Genomic DNA, 18937 nt, shown 5'->3' with positions numbered 1-18937 from the left:
CGCCACCGCAGGCCGACCGGGCCCCGAGGCCGGTCCCCGCACCGGAACCGCAGGGCGGCCGCGGAGGAGATCCGCCGCCGGGCGGAGTCGCTGTTCGACGACGACCGCTCCGCGCACACCAGGCGACCCCCGACCTGGGCCCTGACCGGCACCCGCCGCATCAGGCGGGCCGGCTCCTCGGCGGACGGGAACCGGGCGGCGGCCGTGGGGCACCTCGCGGGCGCGGACCGCGCGGCGGCCGCGGATCACGTGACGGCTCAGGGGCGCTCGGTGACCGTGGCGCGCGGAGGCGCCGGGGAGCACGCGGCGACTGTGCGTCGCGCGGGGAGCGCGGGCCGGCCGGGGCCGGGGGACCCGCCGATGGGCGCGGGCCGGCCGGTGGCTCCGGGACGGGCGGCTGCCGTGGGCCCCCTCGCCGCGGGGTCCGGTGGCGGTGCGGTCGCGGTGGACGACGAGGACGACGACGTGGGCCCGCAGGTCGCCGGCCGCGGGTCCGGACGGGGGTGGCGGCGGGAGAGGGCCGGGCTCGCGCTGCGGGAGCGGCTGCCGTTGTGGGTGCGGGCGCGGTGCGGGATGGAACGACGGAGCGTGGTCGCGCTGTCGGTGCTGCTCGTGGTCGCCGTGGGATTCGCCGTGCAGCACTTCTGGACCGGGCGGACCCAGCCGGTGAGGGCGCCGGAGGTGGTGCGGGCGGCGGCGGTTCCCCACGGGTCGCACGACGAGGGCGCGGCGAAAGGGGAAGCCGCGCCGGACGGCGCGGTGCGGGCCGACGGCTCGGCGGGACCCGAGATCGTGGTCGACGTCAGCGGCAAGGTGCGCGACCCGGGGATCCACCGCCTGCCCGCCGGCTCGCGCGTCGAGGACGCGCTGCGGGCGGCCGGCGGTGTACGGCCCGGCACCAGGACCGACACCCTGAACCGTGCCCGTTTCCTCGTCGACGGCGAACAGGTGGTCGTGGGGGGCCCGGCGCCGACCGGAGCGGCCTCCGGCGGCGGCCCCGCCGCACCGGTCTCCCTCAACACCGCCACCCCGGACCAGCTCGACGCCCTGCCCGGAGTCGGCCCCGTCCTCGCCCAGCACATCGTCGACTACCGCACCCGCAACGGCGGTTTCCGCTCGGTGGACGAACTCCGCGAAGTGAACGGCATCGGCGACCGCCGTTTCGCGGAACTGCGGAACCTCGTACGGCCATGAGGACGGAGGCGACGGGCACGGCGGCGCCACCGCCCACGGGGCCCACCGCCCGGCGGCGCGTCCACGCCGCCTCCGGGAACCGGCTCGGAGCCGCGCACCCGAGGCAGGAGGGACCGACCGACCTGCGCCTGGTCCCGCCGGCCCTGGCCGCCTGGGCCACGGCCGCCGTGATGCTGCACGCCCCACCCGGCCGGGCGGCGGGCGCGGTGATCGTCTCCCTGCTGGCGGCCGGCGCCCTCCTCGTGGCGCGCGGCCGCCTGACCGGGCGGGGACGGGCCGCCGCCCACGCCGGCGCCGCCGCGCTGCTCTGCGTCGCCGCGGCCGCCGGATCGGCGGGCCTGCACGGCGCGGACCTGCGACGGGGCCCCGTGCCCGCACTGGCGCGGGAGTACGCCCCGGTGACCGCCGAGGTCGAGATCACCTCCGACCCCCGGCTCACCCGGCCCAGGGTCAGCGGCGACCACATGGCCCCGGCATCCGTACTGATCGAGGCCGACGTGCGGCAGGTGGGGCGGACCGGCGGCGCGGCGGAGACGACCCGCGCACCCGTCCTGCTGATCGTCGACCCGGGCTCGTCCGACCGCACCGCACCGGACACCGAGGGCCGCTCCCCCTGGCTCGCCCTCCTGCCCTCCACCCGCCTCCGCGTCGAGGCACGGCTCGCCCCGGCGCGGGCGGGCGGCGACCGGTTCGCCGCCGTGCTGCGGGTGAAGGGCCGGGACGGCCCGGACGCCGTGGGCCGGCCGTCGGGTCCGCAGCGGCTGGCGGGACGGCTGCGGGCCGGACTGCGGGAGGCGACCGACGGACTGCCGGCGGACGCGCGGGCGCTGCTGCCCGGCCTGGTCGTGGGCGACACCGCCAGGATCACCCCCGAACTGGACGAGGCGTTCAGGGAGACCGACCTCACCCACACGCTCGCCGTCTCCGGCGCCAACTTCACCATCCTCCTCGCCCTGCTCCTCGGCCCGCCCGGCCTCGCCCAGCGGGCCGAGCGACGCGGACTCGCCCCCCGCCTCGGCATCTCCCTACGTGCCACCGCACTGCTGGGCGCGGTGCTCTCCCTCGCCTTCGTCGTCGTGTGCCGGCCCGATCCCAGCGTGCTGCGGGCCGCGGCCTGCGGATCCGTGGCGCTGCTCGCGCTCGCCACCGGCCGCCGCAGATCACTGATCCCGGCGCTGGCGACGGCCGTCCTGCTCCTGGTCCTCTACGACCCCTGGCTGGCCCGCAGCTACGGCTTCCTGCTCTCCGTGCTGGCCACCGGCGCGCTGCTCACGCTGGCGCCGCGCTGGAGCGCGGGACTGCGGCGGCGCGGGGTGCCGCCCCGCCTCGCGGAGGCGCTGGCCGCCGCGGGCGCCGCGCAGGCGGTGTGCGCGCCGGTGGTCGCCGTGTTGGCGGCGCGGGTGAGCCTGGTGGCGATCCCGTGCAATCTCCTCGCGGAGTTCGCGCTCGCGCCGGCCACGGTGCTGGGCTTCCTGGCCCTGGCCACGGCGCCGGTGGCGATGCCGGCGGCGAAGGCACTGGCCTGGTGCGCGAGCTGGCCGGCCCAGTGGCTCGCGCGGGTCGCCAGGACCGGGGCGGCGCTGCCCGGCGCGGGAGTGGACTGGCCCGGCGGTTGGGGCGGAGCGGCGGCGCTCGGCGCCCTCACCCTGGCGGCGCTGTTCGTGGGCCGGCGCCTGCTGGGACACCCCTGGTGGTGTGCCGCCTGTGCGCTGCTGCTGGTGCTCCTGGTGGTGCAGCCGCCGCCGTTGACCCGGGCGATCACGGGCTGGCCGCCGACGGGCTGGCGGATGGTGATGTGCGACGTGGGCCAGGGGGACGCGCTGGTGCTGGCGGCGGGCGAGGGCGCCGGCGTGGTCGTGGACGCCGGCCCCGACCCGGCCCTCGTCGACCACTGCCTGCGCTCCCTCGGCGTCACCAGGGTCCCGCTCGTCGTCCTGACCCACTTCCACGCCGACCACGTGGCGGGCCTGCCCGGCGTACTGCGCGGACGCGCGGTGGGCGTCATCGAGACGACGTCCCTCGAAGAACCTGCCGACCAGGCCGCGTTCGTCCGAAGAATCGCCGCCGCCCGGCACGTCCCGGTGACGTACGCCGCCGCGGGTGAGACACGGCGCGCGGGGGAGCTGTCCTGGGAGGTGGTGTGGCCACCGCCGGGCGCCCCGCACTCCACGGGCCCGCACTCCACGGGCCCGCACTCCACGGGCCCGCACTCCATGGGCCCCGTGCCGGAGGGCCCGAACGACGCCAGCGTGGCCATGCTGGTCCGCACGGCCGGTCTGCGCCTGCTGTTCCTCGGAGACCTGGAACCCCCGGCCCAGCGGGCCCTGGCGCGCTCACCCGCCGCCCGGCGGCTGGCCGGCGTGGACGTCCTCAAGGTCGCCCACCACGGCTCCGCCCACCAGGACCCGGAGCTCATGCGCCGGGCGGCTCCACGGCTGGCGCTCATCAGCACGGGGGAGGACAACACCTACGGGCACCCGGCGCCGGGCACGGTCGCCGTCCTCCGCACCGCAGGCGCGACGGTGCTGCGGACCGACCGGGACGGAGCGCTGGCCGTGGTCGGTGGCGAGAACGGGGGCGGGGAACTGCGGGTGGCGCGACACTGAGGGCATGACCGGGGACATGAACACCGCGGAAGTCGACGCCTACCTGCGCCGCCTGGGCGTCGAACAGCCCGCCTGGCCCACCGTGGACGCGCTGCGCGAGCTGCACCTGCGGCATCTGGAGACCGTGCCGTTCGAGAACCTGTCCATCCATCTCGGCGAGGAGATCGTGCTGGACGAGAAGCGGCTGCTGGACAAGGTGGTGGAGGCGCGGCGGGGCGGTTTCTGCTACGAACTCAACGGCGCTTTCGGGGCGCTGCTCGCCGCCCTCGGTTACGACGTCCAACTGCTCGCGGCGCGGGTGTACGGCGACGAGGGCCGGCTCGGCATCCCGTACGACCATCTGGCGCTGCGGGTACGGACGGTGGACGGCGGCGACTGGCTGGCCGACGTCGGCTTCGGCGCGCACTGCCACCTGCCGCTCGCCTTCGGGGAGCGCGGGGAGCAGAAGGATCCCGGGGGCACGTTCCGGATCTCCGAGGCGGGCGCCGACGCGGCCGGAGTGCGCGGCGGGCACGACCGGGTGGAGGCCGCGGACCTGGACGTGAGCCTGAACGGACGGCCGGTGTACCGCCTGGAGGTCCGGCCGAGGGTGCTCGGCGACTTCACGGTCGGGGCCTGGTGGCACAGCACCTCACCGGTCTCCCCCTTCACACGGTCGCCGGTGTGCTCGCGGATCACCGAGGACGGGGGCAGGATCACGCTCAGCGGCCGGCGGTTCACGGTCACCGCGCCGGACGGGACGCGGCGGGAGCACGGGACCGGGACGGACGAGGAGGTGCTGGCGCTCTACCGGGACCGGTTCGGGATCGTACTGGACACGGTGCCGGCGGCGCGCGGCACCGGCACGGGCGGCTGACCCCGGTATCGGACAATGACCCGTGTGAGTGATGTGCGACATGTGCTGGTGCTGCCCGACCGTGATGCCGCGGAGGAGGTGGCCGAGGCCCTCGGGGAGCGGTTCGGCGTGGACGAGGAGCCGCGGCTGGTGCGGGACGCGCTCGCCGGTGAGGACGACGCGGAGGACGCGCAGTGGCTCGTCGTCCTGCGGGACGAGCCGGGCCGGCTGGACCCCGCGGAGCTGAACGAGTTCGTGGCCGGGTGGGAGGGCTGGCGGGAGGAGCCGTAACCCGGCCGGCGGCGGCGGGCGGTGTTGTCGGTGGCGCGTGGGATGCTTGTCGCGATGGCCAGGAAGACCGCATCCGACGACCCCCTCGCCCCGGTGACGCTCGCCGTGGGCCAGGAGGACCTGCTGCTCGACCGCGCCGTGCGGGAGGTGGTGGCCGCCGCGCGGGCCGCCGACGCCGACACGGACGTACGCGACCTGACACCGGACCAGCTCCAGCCCGGCACCCTCGCCGAGCTGACCAGCCCGTCGCTCTTCGCGGAGCGCAAGGTCGTGGTCGTACGCAATGCGCAGGACCTGTCCGCCGACACCGTCAAGGACGTGAAGGCGTACCTCGGCTCGCCCGCCGAGGAGATCACGCTCGTCCTGCTGCACGCGGGCGGCGCCAAGGGCAAGGGGCTGCTCGACGCGGCGCGCAAGGCAGGGGCGCGGGAGGTGGCGTGCCCGAAGATGACCAAGCCGGCGGACCGGATGGCCTTCGTGCGCGGCGAGTTCCGGACCGCCGGCCGGTCGGCCACCCCGGAGGCGTGCCAGGCGCTGGTCGACGCCATCGGCAGCGATCTGCGGGAGCTGGCCTCGGCGGTGTCCCAGCTGGTCGCGGACGTCGAGGGCACGATCGACGAGGCGGTCGTCGGCCGGTACTACACCGGGCGGGCCGAGGCGTCGAGTTTCGAAGTCGCCGACCGGGCGGTCGAAGGACGCGCGGCGGAGGCGCTGGAAGCCCTGCGCTGGTCGCTGTCGACCGGGGTGGCCCCGGTCCTGATCACCAGTGCGCTGGCCCAGGGGGTACGGGCGATCGGCAAGCTGTCGTCGGCGCGCGGCGGCAGATCCGCCGATCTCGCCCGCGAGCTGGGCATGCCGCCCTGGAAGATCGACCGGGTCCGGCAGCAGATGCGCGGCTGGACCCCGGACGGCGTGGCCGTCGCGCTGCGCGCGGTCGCCGAGGCGGACGCGGGCGTGAAGGGCGGCGGGGACGACCCGGAGTACGCCCTGGAGAAGGCCGTCGTCACCATCGCCCGCGCGGCGCGCTCGCGGGGACGGGCGTAGGCGCCCGCGACGGGACGGCGCGGGCGGGGGACCGGGCGTGGCACGCGCGGCGCGCCCTTGTGATCGAGTCGCCCTCCTCCCGCCGGGGAGGAGAATGAGGAGTGACGGCCTTCGACCGCCCAGCAGTGGGAAGGTGGCGAGCGTCATGGCCGAACACCCGCACGCAATGCTCGTCCGCAAGGGCTACGAGGCTTTCTCACACGGCGACATGGACGCCCTGCGGGGACTGATGTCCGCGGACGCCACGTACCACGTGCCCGGGAGTCATCCCCTGGCGGGCGACTACAAGGGGCAGGACGCGATCATCGGCTTCTACGAGCAGCTCGCCCAGGAGTCCGGCGGGACCATGGACATCGAGCTGCGCCACATCCTCGTCGACGGCCGCGGTCACGCGGTGGCGGTGCACCGCGTGACCGCCGAGCGGCAGGGGGAAAGCTTCGAACAGATGGCGTGCTACGTCTTCCGGATCGTCGGGGACAAGATCACCGATGTCGACGAGTGCCTCGAGGACCTCGAGACGGCCAACGCCTTCTGGGCGTGAGGGGAAGGCCGAAGGCCCCGCCCACCACCCGGGGAAGGGTGTGAGGGCGGGGCCTTCGGTTGACGCGTGTGAGCCCGTACCCGCGTGGCGAACGCAGGCCGCGTACGGGCTCGGGTGCCGGCCGGGGGCGGATGAGAGAGGGCCCGCCCGGATTCCCGCCGACGGTCAGATCAAAGGGTGTTTCAGCCCTTGACGGCCGCGACCTTCTGAGCCAGCGCCGACTTCTTGTTGGCGGCCTGGTTCTTGTGGATGACGCCCTTGGAGACGGCCTTGTCGAGCTGACGCGCCGCGGCGCGCTGGTACTCGGTGGCCTTCTCGGCGTCACCCGCGGCGGCGGCCTCGCGGGCCTTGCGGATCGCGGTCTTCAGAGAGGACTTGACGGCCTTGTTGCGCAGCCGGGCCTTCTCGTTGGTCTTGTTCCGCTTGATCTGGGACTTGATGTTCGCCACGAATGAGCCTCTACAGGTTCTGGCACGGGACCGCACGGAAGCCGCACGATTCCGGTGCCGGGTGATTTCTTGGGGTGTGCCTCGCGCTGAGAGGGCATGAGACACAGCCCCCCACACTACCAGCGGCTCATTCGGTGGCCCAAACCCGTCCCCGGTCGCCACCCGTGGGACGATGGAAGCTACGTATCGATCCGACCCGAGACCGCAGACGCACAAGCAGACGTATGCGGACGCCTCAAGAATCAGGACCCTGCGTGCCCGCGATCCCCAGCCATGTGCCCGAGCCGAGCCGTACCGACCCGGCGCTGATCCGCAATTTCTGCATCATCGCGCACATCGACCACGGCAAGTCCACGCTCGCCGACCGGATGCTCCAGTTGACCGGAGTGGTCGAGCAGCGGCAGATGCGCGCTCAGTACCTCGACCGCATGGACATCGAGCGCGAGCGCGGCATCACGATCAAGTCCCAGGCGGTGCGTCTGCCGTGGGCCCCGACCCACGACAAGAACAGCACGCACATCCTCAACATGATCGACACCCCCGGGCACGTCGACTTCACGTACGAGGTCTCCCGCTCGCTCGCCGCCTGCGAGGGCACGATCCTGCTGGTCGACGCCGCCCAGGGCATCGAGGCCCAGACCCTCGCCAACCTCTACCTGGCGATGGAGAACGACCTCACGATCATCCCGGTGCTCAACAAGATCGACCTGCCGGCCGCGCAGCCGGAGAAGTTCGCCGAGGAGCTGGCGAACCTGGTCGGCTGCGACCCCGACGACGTGCTCAAGGTGTCCGCGAAGACCGGCCTCGGCGTCGAGGCGCTGCTGGACAAGGTGGTCGCCGAGATCCCCGCCCCGGTCGGCGTCAAGGACGCCCCCGCCCGCGCGATGATCTTCGACTCGGTCTACGACTCCTACCGCGGTGTCGTGACGTACGTCCGTGTCATCGACGGCCAGCTCAACAAGCGCGAGCGGATCCGGATGATGTCCACCGGCGCCACCCACGAGCTGCTGGAGATCGGCACCAACTCGCCGGAGATGCTGCCCGCCGACGGCCTCGGCGTCGGCGAGGTGGGCTACCTCATCACCGGTGTGAAGGACGTCCGCCAGTCGAAGGTCGGTGACACCGTCACCAGCCAGCACAAGGGCGCCCAGGAGGCGCTCGGCGGCTACAAGGACCCCAAGCCCATGGTGTTCTCCGGCCTCTATCCCCTGGACGGCTCCGACTACCCGGAGCTGCGCGAGGCGCTGGACAAGCTCCAGCTCAACGACGCCGCCCTGGTCTACGAGCCGGAGACCTCCGCCGCCCTCGGCTTCGGTTTCCGCGTCGGCTTCCTGGGCCTGCTGCACCTCGACGTGATCCGCGAGCGTCTCGAGCGCGAGTTCGGGCTCGACCTCATCGCCACCGCCCCCAACGTGGTCTACCGCGTGGTCATGGAGGACGGCAGCGAGCACACCGTCACCAACCCGAGCGAGTTCCCCGAGGGGAAGATCGACGAGGTGTACGAGCCGGTCGTGCGCGCCACCATCCTGGCGCCCAGCGAGTTCATCGGCTCGATCATGGAGCTGTGCCAGACCCGGCGCGGTGTGCTGCTCGGCATGGACTACCTCTCCGAGGACCGGGTGGAGATCCGCTACACCCTGCCGCTCGCCGAGATCGTCTTCGACTTCTTCGACCAGCTGAAGTCCAAGACCCGCGGCTACGCCTCCCTCGACTACGAGCCCACCGGCGAGCAGACCTCCAGCCTGGTGAAGGTCGACATCCTGCTGCACGGTGACAAGGTGGACGCGTTCTCCGCGATCACCCACAAGGACCAGGCGTACGCGTACGGCGTACGGCTGGTCGCCAAGCTCAAGGAGCTCATCCCGCGGCAGGCCTTCGAGGTGCCGGTGCAGGCCGCCATCGGCTCCAGGGTCATCGCCCGCGAGACCATCCGCGCCATCCGCAAGGACGTCCTCGCCAAGTGCTACGGCGGTGACATCTCCCGCAAGCGGAAGCTGCTGGAGAAGCAGAAGGAGGGCAAGAAGCGGATGAAGATGGTGGGTTCCGTGGAGGTCCCGCAGGAGGCCTTCATCGCCGTCCTCTCCAGCGACGACAGCGCGGGATCGGGCAAGGGCAAGAAGTAGCCGGGGGTTACCGCGGGTCACTCCGCGAACCGGGCGTAACGGGGCCCGTCGTACGCGAGTACGGCGGGCCCCGCGCGTCCACGGGGTAGCTCTCTCCATGTGAAGTGGCAGGCCGTGACCCCTTACGCCGTGGCCGGTCGCCCTTTACTCTGTCCGTGCTCGATAGTTACTCGCGAGTTAAACAACGGCGCGAGGAAACCCCAGCCCCACTGAGCCAGCCGCACCGTCGCGGGCCCCGGAGGATGTCGTGAGCGACACACAGACACTGATCGAGAACCGTCCGCCGAGCGTGGCGACCCTCTTCCTGGAGCGTGTGGCGGCCACACCGGACGCCGAGGCCTACCGCCACCCCGTCCCACCGGCCTCCGGCGAGGGCCCGGACGACTGGAAGTCCCTCACCTGGGCGGGCGCCGCCGAGCGGGTCCACGCCATCGCGGCCGGCCTGATCGAGCTGGGCGTGCGGCCGGAGGAGCGGGTCGCGCTCGCCTCCTCCACCCGGGTCGAGTGGATCCTCGCCGACCTCGGCATCCTCTGCGCGGGCGCCGCCACCACCACGGTCTACCCGCAGACCAACGCCGACGAGTCCGCCTACATCCTGTCCGACTCCCAGAGCCGGGTGCTCATCGCGGAGAACGCCGAGCAGGCGGCCAAGGCGGTGGAGAAGCGCGCCGAGCTGCCCGAGCTCACCCACGTCGTGGTCGTCGACCCGGCCGGCGCCGGGACCGACGACTTCGTGATCACCCTCGCCGACCTGGAGAAGCGCGGCGCCGCCCGGCTCCAGCAGGAGCCGGAGCTGATCAAGGAGCGGGTCGGGGCGATCACCAAGGACCAGCTCGCCACCCTGATCTACACCTCCGGCACCACCGGCCGCCCCAAGGGCGTGCGCCTGCCGCACGACTGCTGGTCGTACATGGCGAAGGCGATCGCCGCGACCGGCCTGGTCCACGGCGACGACGTGCAGTACCTGTGGCTGCCGCTCGCGCACGTCTTCGGCAAGGTGCTCACCTCCGGGCAGATCGAGGTCGGTCACGTCACCGCCGTCGACGGCCGCGTCGACAAGATCATCGAGAACCTCCCGGTGGTCCGGCCGACCTACATGGCGGCCGTGCCCCGCATCTTCGAGAAGGTCTACAACGGCGTGGCCGCCAAGGCGAAGGCCGGCGGCGGCGCCAAGTACAAGATCTTCCAGTGGGCCGCCGGGGTCGCCCGCGAGTACGCCAAGGTCACCCAGGACAACTTCCGCCGCACCGGCACCGCGAGCGCCCCCTTCGGCCTCTCGGCGAAGCACGGCGTCGCCGACAAGCTCGTCTACGCCAAGATCCGCGAGGCCTTCGGCGGCAACCTCCGCGCCTGTGTCTCCGGCTCGGCCGCCCTCGCCCCCGAGATCGGCTACTTCTTCTCCGGCGCCGGCATCCACATCCTGGAGGGCTACGGCCTCACCGAGTCCTCCGCCGCCTCCTTCGTCAACCCGGGCGAGGCCTACCGCACCGGCACCGTCGGCAAGCCGCTGCCCGGCACCGAGGTCCGCATCGCCGACGACGGCGAGATCCTGCTGCGCGGCCCCGGCATCATGCAGGGCTACCACAACCTGCCCGAGAAGACCGCCGAGGTCCTGGAGGAGGACGGCTGGTTCCACACCGGTGACATCGGCGAGCTCTCGCCCGACGGCTACCTCCGCATCACCGACCGCAAGAAGGACCTGATCAAGACGTCCGGCGGCAAGTACATCGCGCCCGCCGAGGTCGAGGGCCGTTTCAAGGCGGTCTGCCCCTACGTCTCCAACATCCTGGTGCACGGCGCGGACCGCAACTACTGCACCGCCCTCATCGCCCTCGACGAGGCCGCCCTCACCGCCTGGGCGGCCGAGAACGGCATGGCGGGCAAGCCGTACGCCGAGATCGTCGCCGCACCCGCCACGGTCGAGATGGTCGACGGCTACGTCAGGCAGCTCAACGAGGGCCTCCAGCGCTGGCAGACCATCAAAAAGTTCCGCCTCCTCCCGCGCGACCTCGACGTCGAGCACGGTGAGATCACCCCCAGCCTGAAGCTGAAGCGCCCGGTGGTGGAGCGCGCGTACCAGCACCTCATCGAGGAGATGTACGCGGGCACGCGCGAGGCGTGACCACCACGGTGTGACCGCGGGGGCGGGTTCCCGGGCCGGTGCGGCCGGGGAACCCGCCCCTCTTTTCACGATGACCGGAACAAAACGACTTTCTGTTCGTTCCTGAACGCGCGCACAGCACTGTTTTCACCCTTGACGGTCTACTTCGGTGACTCGGTGCTTATGGGCGGGTCCGGTCTGTCACCCTGTCGGCAGCGATCGAGTTCTCTTCGTACGAGCTGCCCGGGGAGCTGCCCATGAGGGCCATTCCGACCCAACGGGAGACCGCCTCGTGCGCCCCCGGCGCGCGGGAGCGCGTGTGGGTGGACGCGACCCTGCCCGGGAGCCCCCTCGCGCCGGGCACCGCACGCGCCGTGCTGCGCAAGGCGCTCACCGAGTGGGCGGAGCTCGCGCCGCCCGGCGCCGAACACCTCACCGGCCGGGTCGGCGACGACGCCACGCTGATCGCCAGCGAACTCGTCACCAACGCCGTCGTGCACGCCGGCACCGAGGTGCGTCTGACGTGCGGGCTGGAGGAGGCGACCGGCGCGCTCGTCGTCGAGGTCGCCGACCGGCACCCCTCCCGCGCGCCGCGCGGCAACGAGCCGGAGGCGCCGGCGTACGAGACCCCGGAGTACGGGCGCGGCCTGCGCCTCGTCGCCGCGCTCTCCGAGGCCTGGGGGATCACCTACCGTCCGGGCACGAAGACGGTGTGGGCGCGACTGGCCGCCGGGGGGAGCCCGGCGGGCGACCGGATCGAGGCGTACGCAGGGGAGCGCGCGCTGGCGCACGACCTGAGGGTGGCGGAGATCCTCGCGCCGGAGCCGCCCCGGCCGGAACAGGCCGCCCCCGACCCGCTGGACGCACTCGACCCGCCGGCCCCCCGACGCCCGCCCGGCCACCGGGAAGCGCCCGGTCCCGCCCGTGACGCCCGCCGCGGCGGCTCGTACGGCGACGACTGGCTCGCCCGCCGGCCCGGCCGGGACGGCACCTGGCTGGGGCGCGGCGCCCTGTCCTTCCTCGCCGAGGCCTCCGACCTGCTCGCCGGGCAGCTCGACGAGGACCTGGTCACCTCCCTCACCGGGCAGCTGATCGTGCCGCGGCTGGCCGACTGGTGCGCGGTGTGGCTGGAGGACGGGACCACCGGCCACGGCGGCGGCTGGGGCGGGGGCGGCCGGGCCGGCGGCCTTGGCCTCGCCCGCGTCTGGCACGCGAGTGAGAACCGCATCGAGGACCTGAGCCGTTCCCTGGAGCGGAACCCACCGCCCCCGTGCGACCCGCTCCAGGCCGGCCCCGCCCCCTACCCGTGGCCGGACGGAGCACTCGACACCCCGGGCGCTCCCGGCGCCGCCCTCGCCTACCGGCTCGTCGCCGGCGGACGCCCGCTGGGCACGCTGGTGATCGGACGGGGCGGGATCGACCGGTTCCCCGACGAGGTCACCGGCCTCGTGGAGGACCTAGGGCGGCGGGTCGCGCTCGCCATCGGGGCCGCCCGGCAGTACTCCCGCCAGGCCACCATCAGCGCCGTCCTGCAGCGCGGACTGCTGCCCGGCGCCGTCGCGGAGATCCCCGGCGTGCGCAGCGCCCTCGTCTACGAACCCTGCGACAAGGGCGGACCGAGCGGCGACTTCTACGACCTCTTCCCCGCCGGGCACGGCCGCTGGTGCTTCGCCGTCGGCGACGTCCAGGGCAAGGGCCCCGAGGCCGCCGTCGTCATCGGTCTGGCCCGGCCCTGGCTGCGGCTGCTCGCCCGCGAGGGCTACCACGTCGCCGACGTCCTGGACCGCCTCAACCAGCTCCTCCTCGACGACGCGACCGAGGCCGCCGACGCCGCCGCCCGCGCGCTGGTGGCCGCCGGCGCCCGCCCGACCACCCCCGGCGACGGCCCCCAGACCCGTTTCCTCTCCCTCCTCTACGGCGAACTCGTCCCCTTCGACGGCGGCGTCCACTGCACCCTCGCCTCCGCCGGACACCCGCTGCCCCTGCTGCTCGCCCCCGACGGCTCGGTCCGCGCCGTCGCCCAGCCGCAGACCCTGCTCGGGGTCGTCGAGGACGCCGCCTACACCAGCGAGACCTTCGAGATGCACTCCGGCGACACCCTGCTCTGCGTCACCGACGGGGTCACCGAGCGGCGCTCCGGCTCCCGCCAGTTCGACGACGGCGACGGGCTCGCCACGGCCCTGTCGGAGTGCGCGGGGATGGACGCGGAGCCGATAGCGGAACGGATCACCCAGCTCGTGCACGAGTTCGGGGCCCGCCCGCCGGCCGACGATCTCGCCCTGCTCGTGCTGCAGGCGGACTGACGCGGCCGGTGCGGGACAATGGAGCACATGCCTTCCGCACTCCCCGACGGCGAGCCCGTCCCCGCCGACGGCGCGCTGCCCGCGTCCGCGCTCGCCGGGGCCGCAGGCCGTCCCCTCGGGTTCTACCTGCACGTCCCGTACTGCGCCACCCGCTGCGGCTACTGCGACTTCAACACTTACACCGCGACCGAGCTGCGCGGCAGCGGCGGCGTGCTGGCCTCCCGCGACAACTACGCCGAGACCCTGGCCGACGAGGTCCGCCTGGCGCGGAAGGCGCTGGGGGACGACCCGCGCGAGGTCCGCACGGTGTTCGTCGGCGGCGGTACGCCGACGCTGCTGGCCGCCGACGACCTCGTACGGATGCTGGGGGCGATCCGCGAGGAGTTCGGCCTGGCGCCGGACGCCGAGGTGACGACGGAGGCGAACCCGGAGTCGGTCGACCCGGCCTACCTGGCGGCCCTGCGCGCGGGCGGCTTCAACCGGATCTCCTTCGGCATGCAGAGCGCCCGGCGGCACGTGCTGAAGGTCCTGGACCGCACGCACACCCCCGGCCGTCCCGAGGCGTGCGTCGCGGAGGCCCGCGCGGCGGGCTTCGAACACGTCAACCTCGATCTGATCTACGGCACGCCGGGGGAGTCCGACGACGACTGGCGGGCGTCCCTGGACGCGGCGATCGGCGCCGGTCCCGACCACGTCTCGGCGTACGCGCTGATCGTCGAGGAGGGCACGCAGCTCGCCCGCCGCATCCGGCGCGGAGAGGTGCCGATGACCGACGACGACGTGCACGCGGACCGGTACCTGATCGCCGAGGAGACGCTGTCGGCGGCGGGCTTCGACTGGTACGAGGTGTCCAACTGGGCCACCTCCGACGCGGGCCGCTGCCTGCACAACGAGCTGTACTGGCGGGGCGCCGACTGGTGGGGCGCGGGGCCCGGGGCCCACTCGCACGTGGGCGGGGTGCGCTGGTGGAACGTCAAGCACCCGGGCGCGTACGCGGCGGCGCTGGCGGAGGGGCGGTCGCCGGGGGCGGGACGGGAGGTCCTGTCGGACGAGGACCGGCGGGTGGAGCGGATCCTGCTGGAGCTGCGGCTGCGGGAGGGCGTACCGCTGTCCCTGCTGAAGGAGGACGGACTGGCGGCTTCGCGCCGGGCGCTCGCGGACGGGCTCCTCCAGGAGAGGCCGTACGAGGAGGGGCGCGCGGTGCTGACCCTGCGCGGGAGGCTGCTGGCGGACGCCGTGGTCAGGGACCTGGTCGACTGACCTTTCCTCGCCCCCGCCGCCCCTTCCCGTCCCGACCCGGGGCTCCGCCCCGGACCTCGTCCTCAAGCGCCGGACGGGCTGTAAATCAGCCCGTCCGGCGCTTGAGGACGAGGTCCGAAGGGCCGAAGGGGGGCCAGGGGGCGACGGAGCACGCCCCTCAGGACGGTGCCGTCACGAAGTCGATCAGTTCCTCCACGCGGCCCAGGAGCTGGGGCTCCAGGTCCTTGTAGGAGCGCACCGAGCCGAGGATCCGCTGCCACGCCTCGCCGGTGTTCGCCACGCGCCACCCCAGCGCCGCGCACACCCCCGTCTTCCAGTCCTGCCCCCGCGGCACCCGGGGCCACGCCTCGATGCCGACCGACGCCGGCTTCACCGCCTCCCAGACGTCGATGTACGGGTGGCCCACCACCAGCGCGTGCTCGCTCGTCACCGCCTCCGCGATCCGCCACTCCTTCGAGCCGGGGACCAGGTGGTCCACCAGGACGCCCAGCCGCGCGTCCGGCCCCGGCGCGAAGGACTCGACGATCGACGGCAGGTCGTCGACGCCCTCCAGGTACTCCACCACCACGCCCTCGATGCGCAGGTCGTCGCCCCACACCTTCTCGACCAGCTCCGCGTCGTGCCGCCCCTCCACGTAGATGCGCCCCGCGCGGGCCACCCGCGCCCGCGCGCCGGGAACGGCCACCGAACCGGACGCCGTACGGGTGGGACGCGCCGGACCGGCGGACGGCCGCACCAGCGTCACCGCACGGCCCTCCAGCAGGAAGCCCCGCGGCTCCAGCGGGAACACCCGGTGCTTCCCGAAGCGGTCCTCCAGGGTCACCGTGCCCGCCTCGCAGCGGATCACCGCGCCGCAGAAGCCGGTACCGGGTTCCTCGACCACCAGGCCGGGCTCGGCCGCGACCTCGGGGACGGGCTGCGGTTTCTTCCACGGAGGGGTCAGATCGGCGGAGTACTGGCGCATTCTGACGACGATACGAGGATCCCGCCCGCCGTGATCAGTCCGACACGCCGAAACGGGCCGCCAGGGCGTCGCGCTGGGCCCGGACGAACGCCGCGTCCACCACCGCGCCGTGGCCGGGGACGTACCGCGCGTCCTCACCGCCCAGCTCCAGCAGCCGGTCCAGGGCGGCCGGCCAGTGGGACGGTACGGCGTCGGGACCGGCCTGCGGCTCGCCCGACTCCTCGACCAGGTCGCCGCAGAACACCACCTCCGGGTCGCCGGGGACCAGTACCACGAGGTCGTGGGCGGTGTGCCCGGGGCCCACGTTCGCCAGCAGCACCTGTCGGCCGCCGCCCAGGTCGAGCGTTCGCTCGCCGCTCACCGCGTGCCGGGGCGGGACCAGTGCGTCCACGGCCTCCTCGGCCACCCGCGCGTCCAGCCCGTGGCGCACCGCGTCCGCGCGCAGCTCCTCACGCCCGCGGCCCGTCAGCACCGTGTCCACGCCCACCGCGCCGAACACCTCCGCGCCCGCGAACGCCGCCGCCCCGAGGACGTGGTCGAAGTGGGGGTGGGTGAGCGCGAGATGCGTCACACGGCGACCGGTGAGCGCCTGCGCCTCCGTCCGCAACCGTGCGCCCTCGCCCAGACCGGAACCCGCGTCGACGAGCAGCACGCCGTCCGGGCCCACGACGAGCCCCGCCGTGCAGTCCCACACCGGCAACCGGCACCGCCCCACCCCGGCGGCCACTTGCTCCCATCCCGGCTCTTCCCAAGTCACGGTCATACCGGGACGCTATCGGGGGACGGCGCCGCCCGGCGCGACGGCGCGGGGACCGGCCTTGCCCGGGGTGCACCCCCCGGCCGTACACTGGGCGGGGAAGTCTGGCACTCGCGTGCGAAGAGTGCCAGGCGGACGGGCAAGGTACCGCGCGGAAGGGTTCTGGAGGTGTGCGCGATGCTCAGTGAACGCAGGCTCCAGGTGTTGCGCGCCATCGTTCAGGACTACGTGGGCACCGAGGAGCCCGTCGGCTCCAAGGCGCTCACCGAGCGGCACAACCTCGGCGTCTCCCCGGCCACCGTGCGCAACGACATGGCGGCCCTGGAGGACGAGGGCTTCATCGCCCAGCCGCACACCAGCGCCGGGCGCATCCCCACCGACAAGGGCTACCGCCTGTTCGTCGACAAGCTCGCCGGGGTCAAGCCCATGACCCCGCCCGAGCGGCGGGCCATCCAGAACTTCCTCGACGGCGCCGTCGACCTCGACGACGTGGTGGCCAGGACCGTGCGGCTGCTCGCGCAGCTGACCCGGCAGGTCGCCGTCGTGCAGTACCCGTCGCTGACCCGCTCCACCGTGCGGCACGTGGAACTGCTGTCCCTCGCCCCCGCGCGGCTGATGCTGGTGCTGATCACGGACACCGGCCGGGTGGAGCAGCGCATGGTCGACTGCCCGGCGCCGTTCGGCGAGTCCTCCCTGGCGGACCTGCGGGCCCGCCTGAACAGCAGGGTGGCGGGCCGTCGGTTCACCGACGTGCCGGGCCTGGTGGAGGACCTCCCCGAGGCGTTCGAGGCCGAGGACCGCGGTACGGTCTCGACGGTGCTCTCCACTCTGCTGGAGACGCTCGTCGAGGAGAACGAGGAGCGGCTGATGATCGGCGGCACCGCCAATCTCACCCGCTTCGGACATGACTTCCCCCTCACGATCCGGCCCGTCCTGGAGGCGCTGGAGGAGCAGGTCGTGCTCCTCAAGTTGCTCGGTGAGGCGGGGGATTCGGGCATGACCGTGCGCATCGGGCACGAGAACGCCTACGAGGGACTCAACTCCACGTCCGTCGTGTCGGTGGGCTACGGTTCGGGCGGCGAGGCGGTTGCCAAGCTCGGCGTGGTCGGACCGACCCGCATGGACTACCCGGGAACGATGGGAGCGGTACGCGCAGTGGCACGGTACGTCGGACAGATCCTGGCGGAGTCGTAGTGGCCACGGACTACTACGCCGTACTCGGCGTGCGCCGCGACGCGTCGCAGGAGGAGATCAAGAAGGCCTTCCGGCGGCTCGCCCGCGAGCTGCACCCGGACGTCAATCCTGATCCGAAGACGCAGGAGCGGTTCAAGGAGATCAACGCCGCCTACGAGGTGCTGTCGGATCCGCAGAAGAAGCAGGTCTACGACCTCGGCGGCGACCCCCTCTCGCAGGCCGGCGGCGGTGGCGCGGGCGGCTTCGGGGCTGGTGGCTTCGGGAACTTCTCCGACATCATGGACGCGTTCTTCGGCACGGCGTCGCAGCGCGGTCCGCGCTCGCGCACCCGCCGGGGCCAGGACGCGATGATCCGCATCGACGTCGAGCTCGACGAGGCCGCGTTCGGCACGACCAAGGACATCCAGGTCGACACGGCCGTCGTCTGCACCACGTGCAGCGGCGAGGGCGCCGCTCCGGGCACCACCGCGCAGACCTGTGACATGTGCCGGGGCCGGGGTGAGGTCTCGCAGGTCACCCGGTCCTTCCTCGGCCAGGTCATGACCTCCCGCCCCTGCCCGCAGTGCCAGGGCTTCGGCACGGTCGTCCCCACCCCGTGCCCGGAGTGCGCGGGCGACGGCCGGATCCGTTCCCGGCGCACCCTCACGGTCAAGATCCCGGCCGGTGTCGACAATGGCACACGGATCCAGCTGGCCGGCGAGGGCGAGGTCGGGCCCGGCGGCGGTCCCGCCGGTGACCTGTACGTGGAGATCCACGAGCTCCCGCACGCGCAGTTCCAGCGGCGCGGCGACGACCTGCACTGCACGGTCACCCTCCCGATGACCGCGGCGGCCCTCGGCACCAAGGTGCCGCTGGAGACGCTGGACGGCTTGGAGGAGGTCGACATCCGGCCCGGCACCCAGTCCGGCCAGTCGATCCCGCTGCACGGCCGGGGCGTCACGCACCTGCGGGGCGGCGGCCGGGGCGACCTCATCGTCCACGTCGAGGTCCAGACCCCGACCAAGCTCGACCCCGAACAGGAACGCCTGCTCCGGGAGCTCGCCAAGCTGCGGGGCGAGGAACGGCCCACGGGGCAGTTCCAGCCCGGTCAGCAGGGGCTGTTCTCGCGCCTGAAGGACGCGTTCAACGGGCGCTGACCGGTCGGCGCCGGGTGGGTGGTGTTCTGCTGCCGGGGGTCCGGGGGTCGTCCCCCGGGCGGGCGCGGTCAGCCCGGTCGGCAGGGGCTGTTCTCGCGCCTGAAGGACGCGTTCAACGGGCGCTGACGGACATGTTCGG

The 18937-nt window shown here is 73.5% G+C and carries 15 protein-coding genes; 12 read left to right on the top strand and 3 right to left on the bottom strand.

Going from position 1 to position 18937, the window contains the following annotated elements:
- Positions 1-360: 360 nt before the first annotated feature.
- From ADK41_RS24530 to ADK41_RS24505, 6 genes are all read left to right on the top strand, one after another.
- Positions 361-1194, top strand: a complete 834-nt coding sequence (locus ADK41_RS24530) for a helix-hairpin-helix domain-containing protein (protein WP_078661727.1) — start codon at positions 361-363, stop codon at positions 1192-1194.
- Positions 1191-3800 carry a ComEC/Rec2 family competence protein gene (locus ADK41_RS24525; protein ID WP_051842733.1) on the top strand — a complete coding sequence of 870 codons (2610 nt, stop codon included), beginning with the start codon at positions 1191-1193 and terminating at the stop codon, positions 3798-3800. The genes ADK41_RS24530 and ADK41_RS24525 overlap by 4 nt, the downstream gene beginning before the upstream one ends.
- A gap of 16 nt (positions 3801-3816) precedes the next feature.
- Entirely contained in the window at positions 3817-4656 is an 840-nt protein-coding gene (locus ADK41_RS24520) for an arylamine N-acetyltransferase family protein (RefSeq protein ID WP_030818332.1), read from the top strand.
- A gap of 24 nt (positions 4657-4680) precedes the next feature.
- On the top strand, positions 4681-4926 hold the full coding sequence (locus tag ADK41_RS24515) for a hypothetical protein (protein WP_037803092.1): 246 nt from the start codon (positions 4681-4683) through the stop codon (positions 4924-4926).
- A gap of 54 nt (positions 4927-4980) precedes the next feature.
- Positions 4981-5970 carry a DNA polymerase III subunit delta gene (gene holA, locus ADK41_RS24510; protein ID WP_030818328.1) on the top strand — a complete coding sequence of 330 codons (990 nt, stop codon included), beginning with the start codon at positions 4981-4983 and terminating at the stop codon, positions 5968-5970.
- Between the two features lie 145 nt (positions 5971-6115).
- Positions 6116-6511 carry a nuclear transport factor 2 family protein gene (locus tag ADK41_RS24505; protein WP_030818317.1) on the top strand — a complete coding sequence of 132 codons (396 nt, stop codon included), beginning with the start codon at positions 6116-6118 and terminating at the stop codon, positions 6509-6511.
- 182 nt (positions 6512-6693) lie between these two features.
- On the opposite strand, the gene rpsT is transcribed toward ADK41_RS24505, so the two are convergent.
- The gene (gene rpsT, locus ADK41_RS24500) at positions 6694-6960 is read right to left on the bottom strand and encodes a 30S ribosomal protein S20 (RefSeq protein WP_030818315.1); all 267 of its coding nucleotides are present in this window, start codon (positions 6958-6960) and stop codon (positions 6694-6696) included.
- A gap of 254 nt (positions 6961-7214) precedes the next feature.
- On the opposite strand from rpsT, the gene lepA reads away from it, so the two are divergent.
- The 4 genes from lepA (at position 7215) to hemW (ending at position 14747) form a co-directional block, all read left to right on the top strand.
- The gene (lepA, locus tag ADK41_RS24495) at positions 7215-9083 is read left to right on the top strand and encodes a translation elongation factor 4 (RefSeq protein ID WP_030818312.1); all 1869 of its coding nucleotides are present in this window, start codon (positions 7215-7217) and stop codon (positions 9081-9083) included.
- Between the two features lie 247 nt (positions 9084-9330).
- Positions 9331-11205: an AMP-dependent synthetase/ligase gene (locus ADK41_RS24490; RefSeq protein ID WP_030818310.1), complete on the top strand. Its 1875-nt coding sequence runs from the start codon at positions 9331-9333 to the stop codon at positions 11203-11205.
- Positions 11206-11441: 236 nt separating this feature from the next.
- Positions 11442-13487: a SpoIIE family protein phosphatase gene (locus ADK41_RS24485; RefSeq protein ID WP_030818308.1), complete on the top strand. Its 2046-nt coding sequence runs from the start codon at positions 11442-11444 to the stop codon at positions 13485-13487.
- A gap of 27 nt (positions 13488-13514) precedes the next feature.
- The gene (gene hemW, locus ADK41_RS24480) at positions 13515-14747 is read left to right on the top strand and encodes a radical SAM family heme chaperone HemW (RefSeq protein ID WP_030818306.1); all 1233 of its coding nucleotides are present in this window, start codon (positions 13515-13517) and stop codon (positions 14745-14747) included.
- A 157-nt stretch (positions 14748-14904) separates the two neighbouring features.
- On the opposite strand, the gene ADK41_RS24475 is transcribed toward hemW, so the two are convergent.
- Positions 14905-15711: a DUF3097 domain-containing protein gene (locus tag ADK41_RS24475; RefSeq protein WP_030818304.1), complete on the bottom strand. Its 807-nt coding sequence runs from the start codon at positions 15709-15711 to the stop codon at positions 14905-14907.
- Positions 15712-15745: 34 nt separating this feature from the next.
- The gene (locus ADK41_RS24470) at positions 15746-16474 is read right to left on the bottom strand and encodes an MBL fold metallo-hydrolase (protein ID WP_030818302.1); all 729 of its coding nucleotides are present in this window, start codon (positions 16472-16474) and stop codon (positions 15746-15748) included.
- A gap of 171 nt (positions 16475-16645) precedes the next feature.
- Here ADK41_RS24470 and hrcA point away from each other — a divergent pair, with 171 nt between their 5' ends.
- Both hrcA and dnaJ read left to right on the top strand, forming a co-directional pair.
- Positions 16646-17662, top strand: a complete 1017-nt coding sequence (gene hrcA / locus ADK41_RS24465; RefSeq protein ID WP_030818300.1) for a heat-inducible transcriptional repressor HrcA — start codon at positions 16646-16648, stop codon at positions 17660-17662.
- The gene (gene dnaJ, locus ADK41_RS24460; protein ID WP_030818296.1) at positions 17662-18798 is read left to right on the top strand and encodes a molecular chaperone DnaJ; all 1137 of its coding nucleotides are present in this window, start codon (positions 17662-17664) and stop codon (positions 18796-18798) included. Before hrcA ends, dnaJ begins: the two co-directional genes overlap by 1 nt.
- Positions 18799-18937: the final 139 nt, after the last annotated feature.

It is taken from the genome of Streptomyces caelestis (assembly GCF_001279005.1).
GTDB classification, from domain to species: Bacteria; Actinomycetota; Actinomycetes; order Streptomycetales; family Streptomycetaceae; genus Streptomyces; species Streptomyces heliomycini.
Note: the sequence above shows the minus strand (reverse complement) of the source record. Positions and strands in the feature narration are given on the sequence as shown.

What these genes read in the sequence shown, in the direction of transcription:
- ADK41_RS24530 (WP_078661727.1), top strand. Translation starts at nt 361, where the DNA reads ATGGGCGCGGGCCGGCCGGTGGCTCCGGGACGGGCGGCTGCCGTGGGC.
- ADK41_RS24525 (WP_051842733.1), top strand. Translation starts at nt 1,191, where the DNA reads ATGAGGACGGAGGCGACGGGCACGGCGGCGCCACCGCCCACGGGGCCC.
- ADK41_RS24520 (WP_030818332.1), top strand. Translation starts at nt 3,817, where the DNA reads ATGAACACCGCGGAAGTCGACGCCTACCTGCGCCGCCTGGGCGTCGAA.
- holA (WP_030818328.1), top strand. Translation starts at nt 4,981, where the DNA reads ATGGCCAGGAAGACCGCATCCGACGACCCCCTCGCCCCGGTGACGCTC.
- ADK41_RS24505 (WP_030818317.1), top strand. Translation starts at nt 6,116, where the DNA reads ATGGCCGAACACCCGCACGCAATGCTCGTCCGCAAGGGCTACGAGGCT.
- ADK41_RS24485 (WP_030818308.1), top strand. Translation starts at nt 11,442, where the DNA reads ATGAGGGCCATTCCGACCCAACGGGAGACCGCCTCGTGCGCCCCCGGC.
- hemW (WP_030818306.1), top strand. Translation starts at nt 13,515, where the DNA reads ATGCCTTCCGCACTCCCCGACGGCGAGCCCGTCCCCGCCGACGGCGCG.
- ADK41_RS24475 (WP_030818304.1), bottom strand. Translation starts at nt 15,711, where the DNA reads ATGCGCCAGTACTCCGCCGATCTGACCCCTCCGTGGAAGAAACCGCAG.
- ADK41_RS24470 (WP_030818302.1), bottom strand. Translation starts at nt 16,474, where the DNA reads ATGACCGTGACTTGGGAAGAGCCGGGATGGGAGCAAGTGGCCGCCGGG.
- hrcA (WP_030818300.1), top strand. Translation starts at nt 16,646, where the DNA reads ATGCTCAGTGAACGCAGGCTCCAGGTGTTGCGCGCCATCGTTCAGGAC.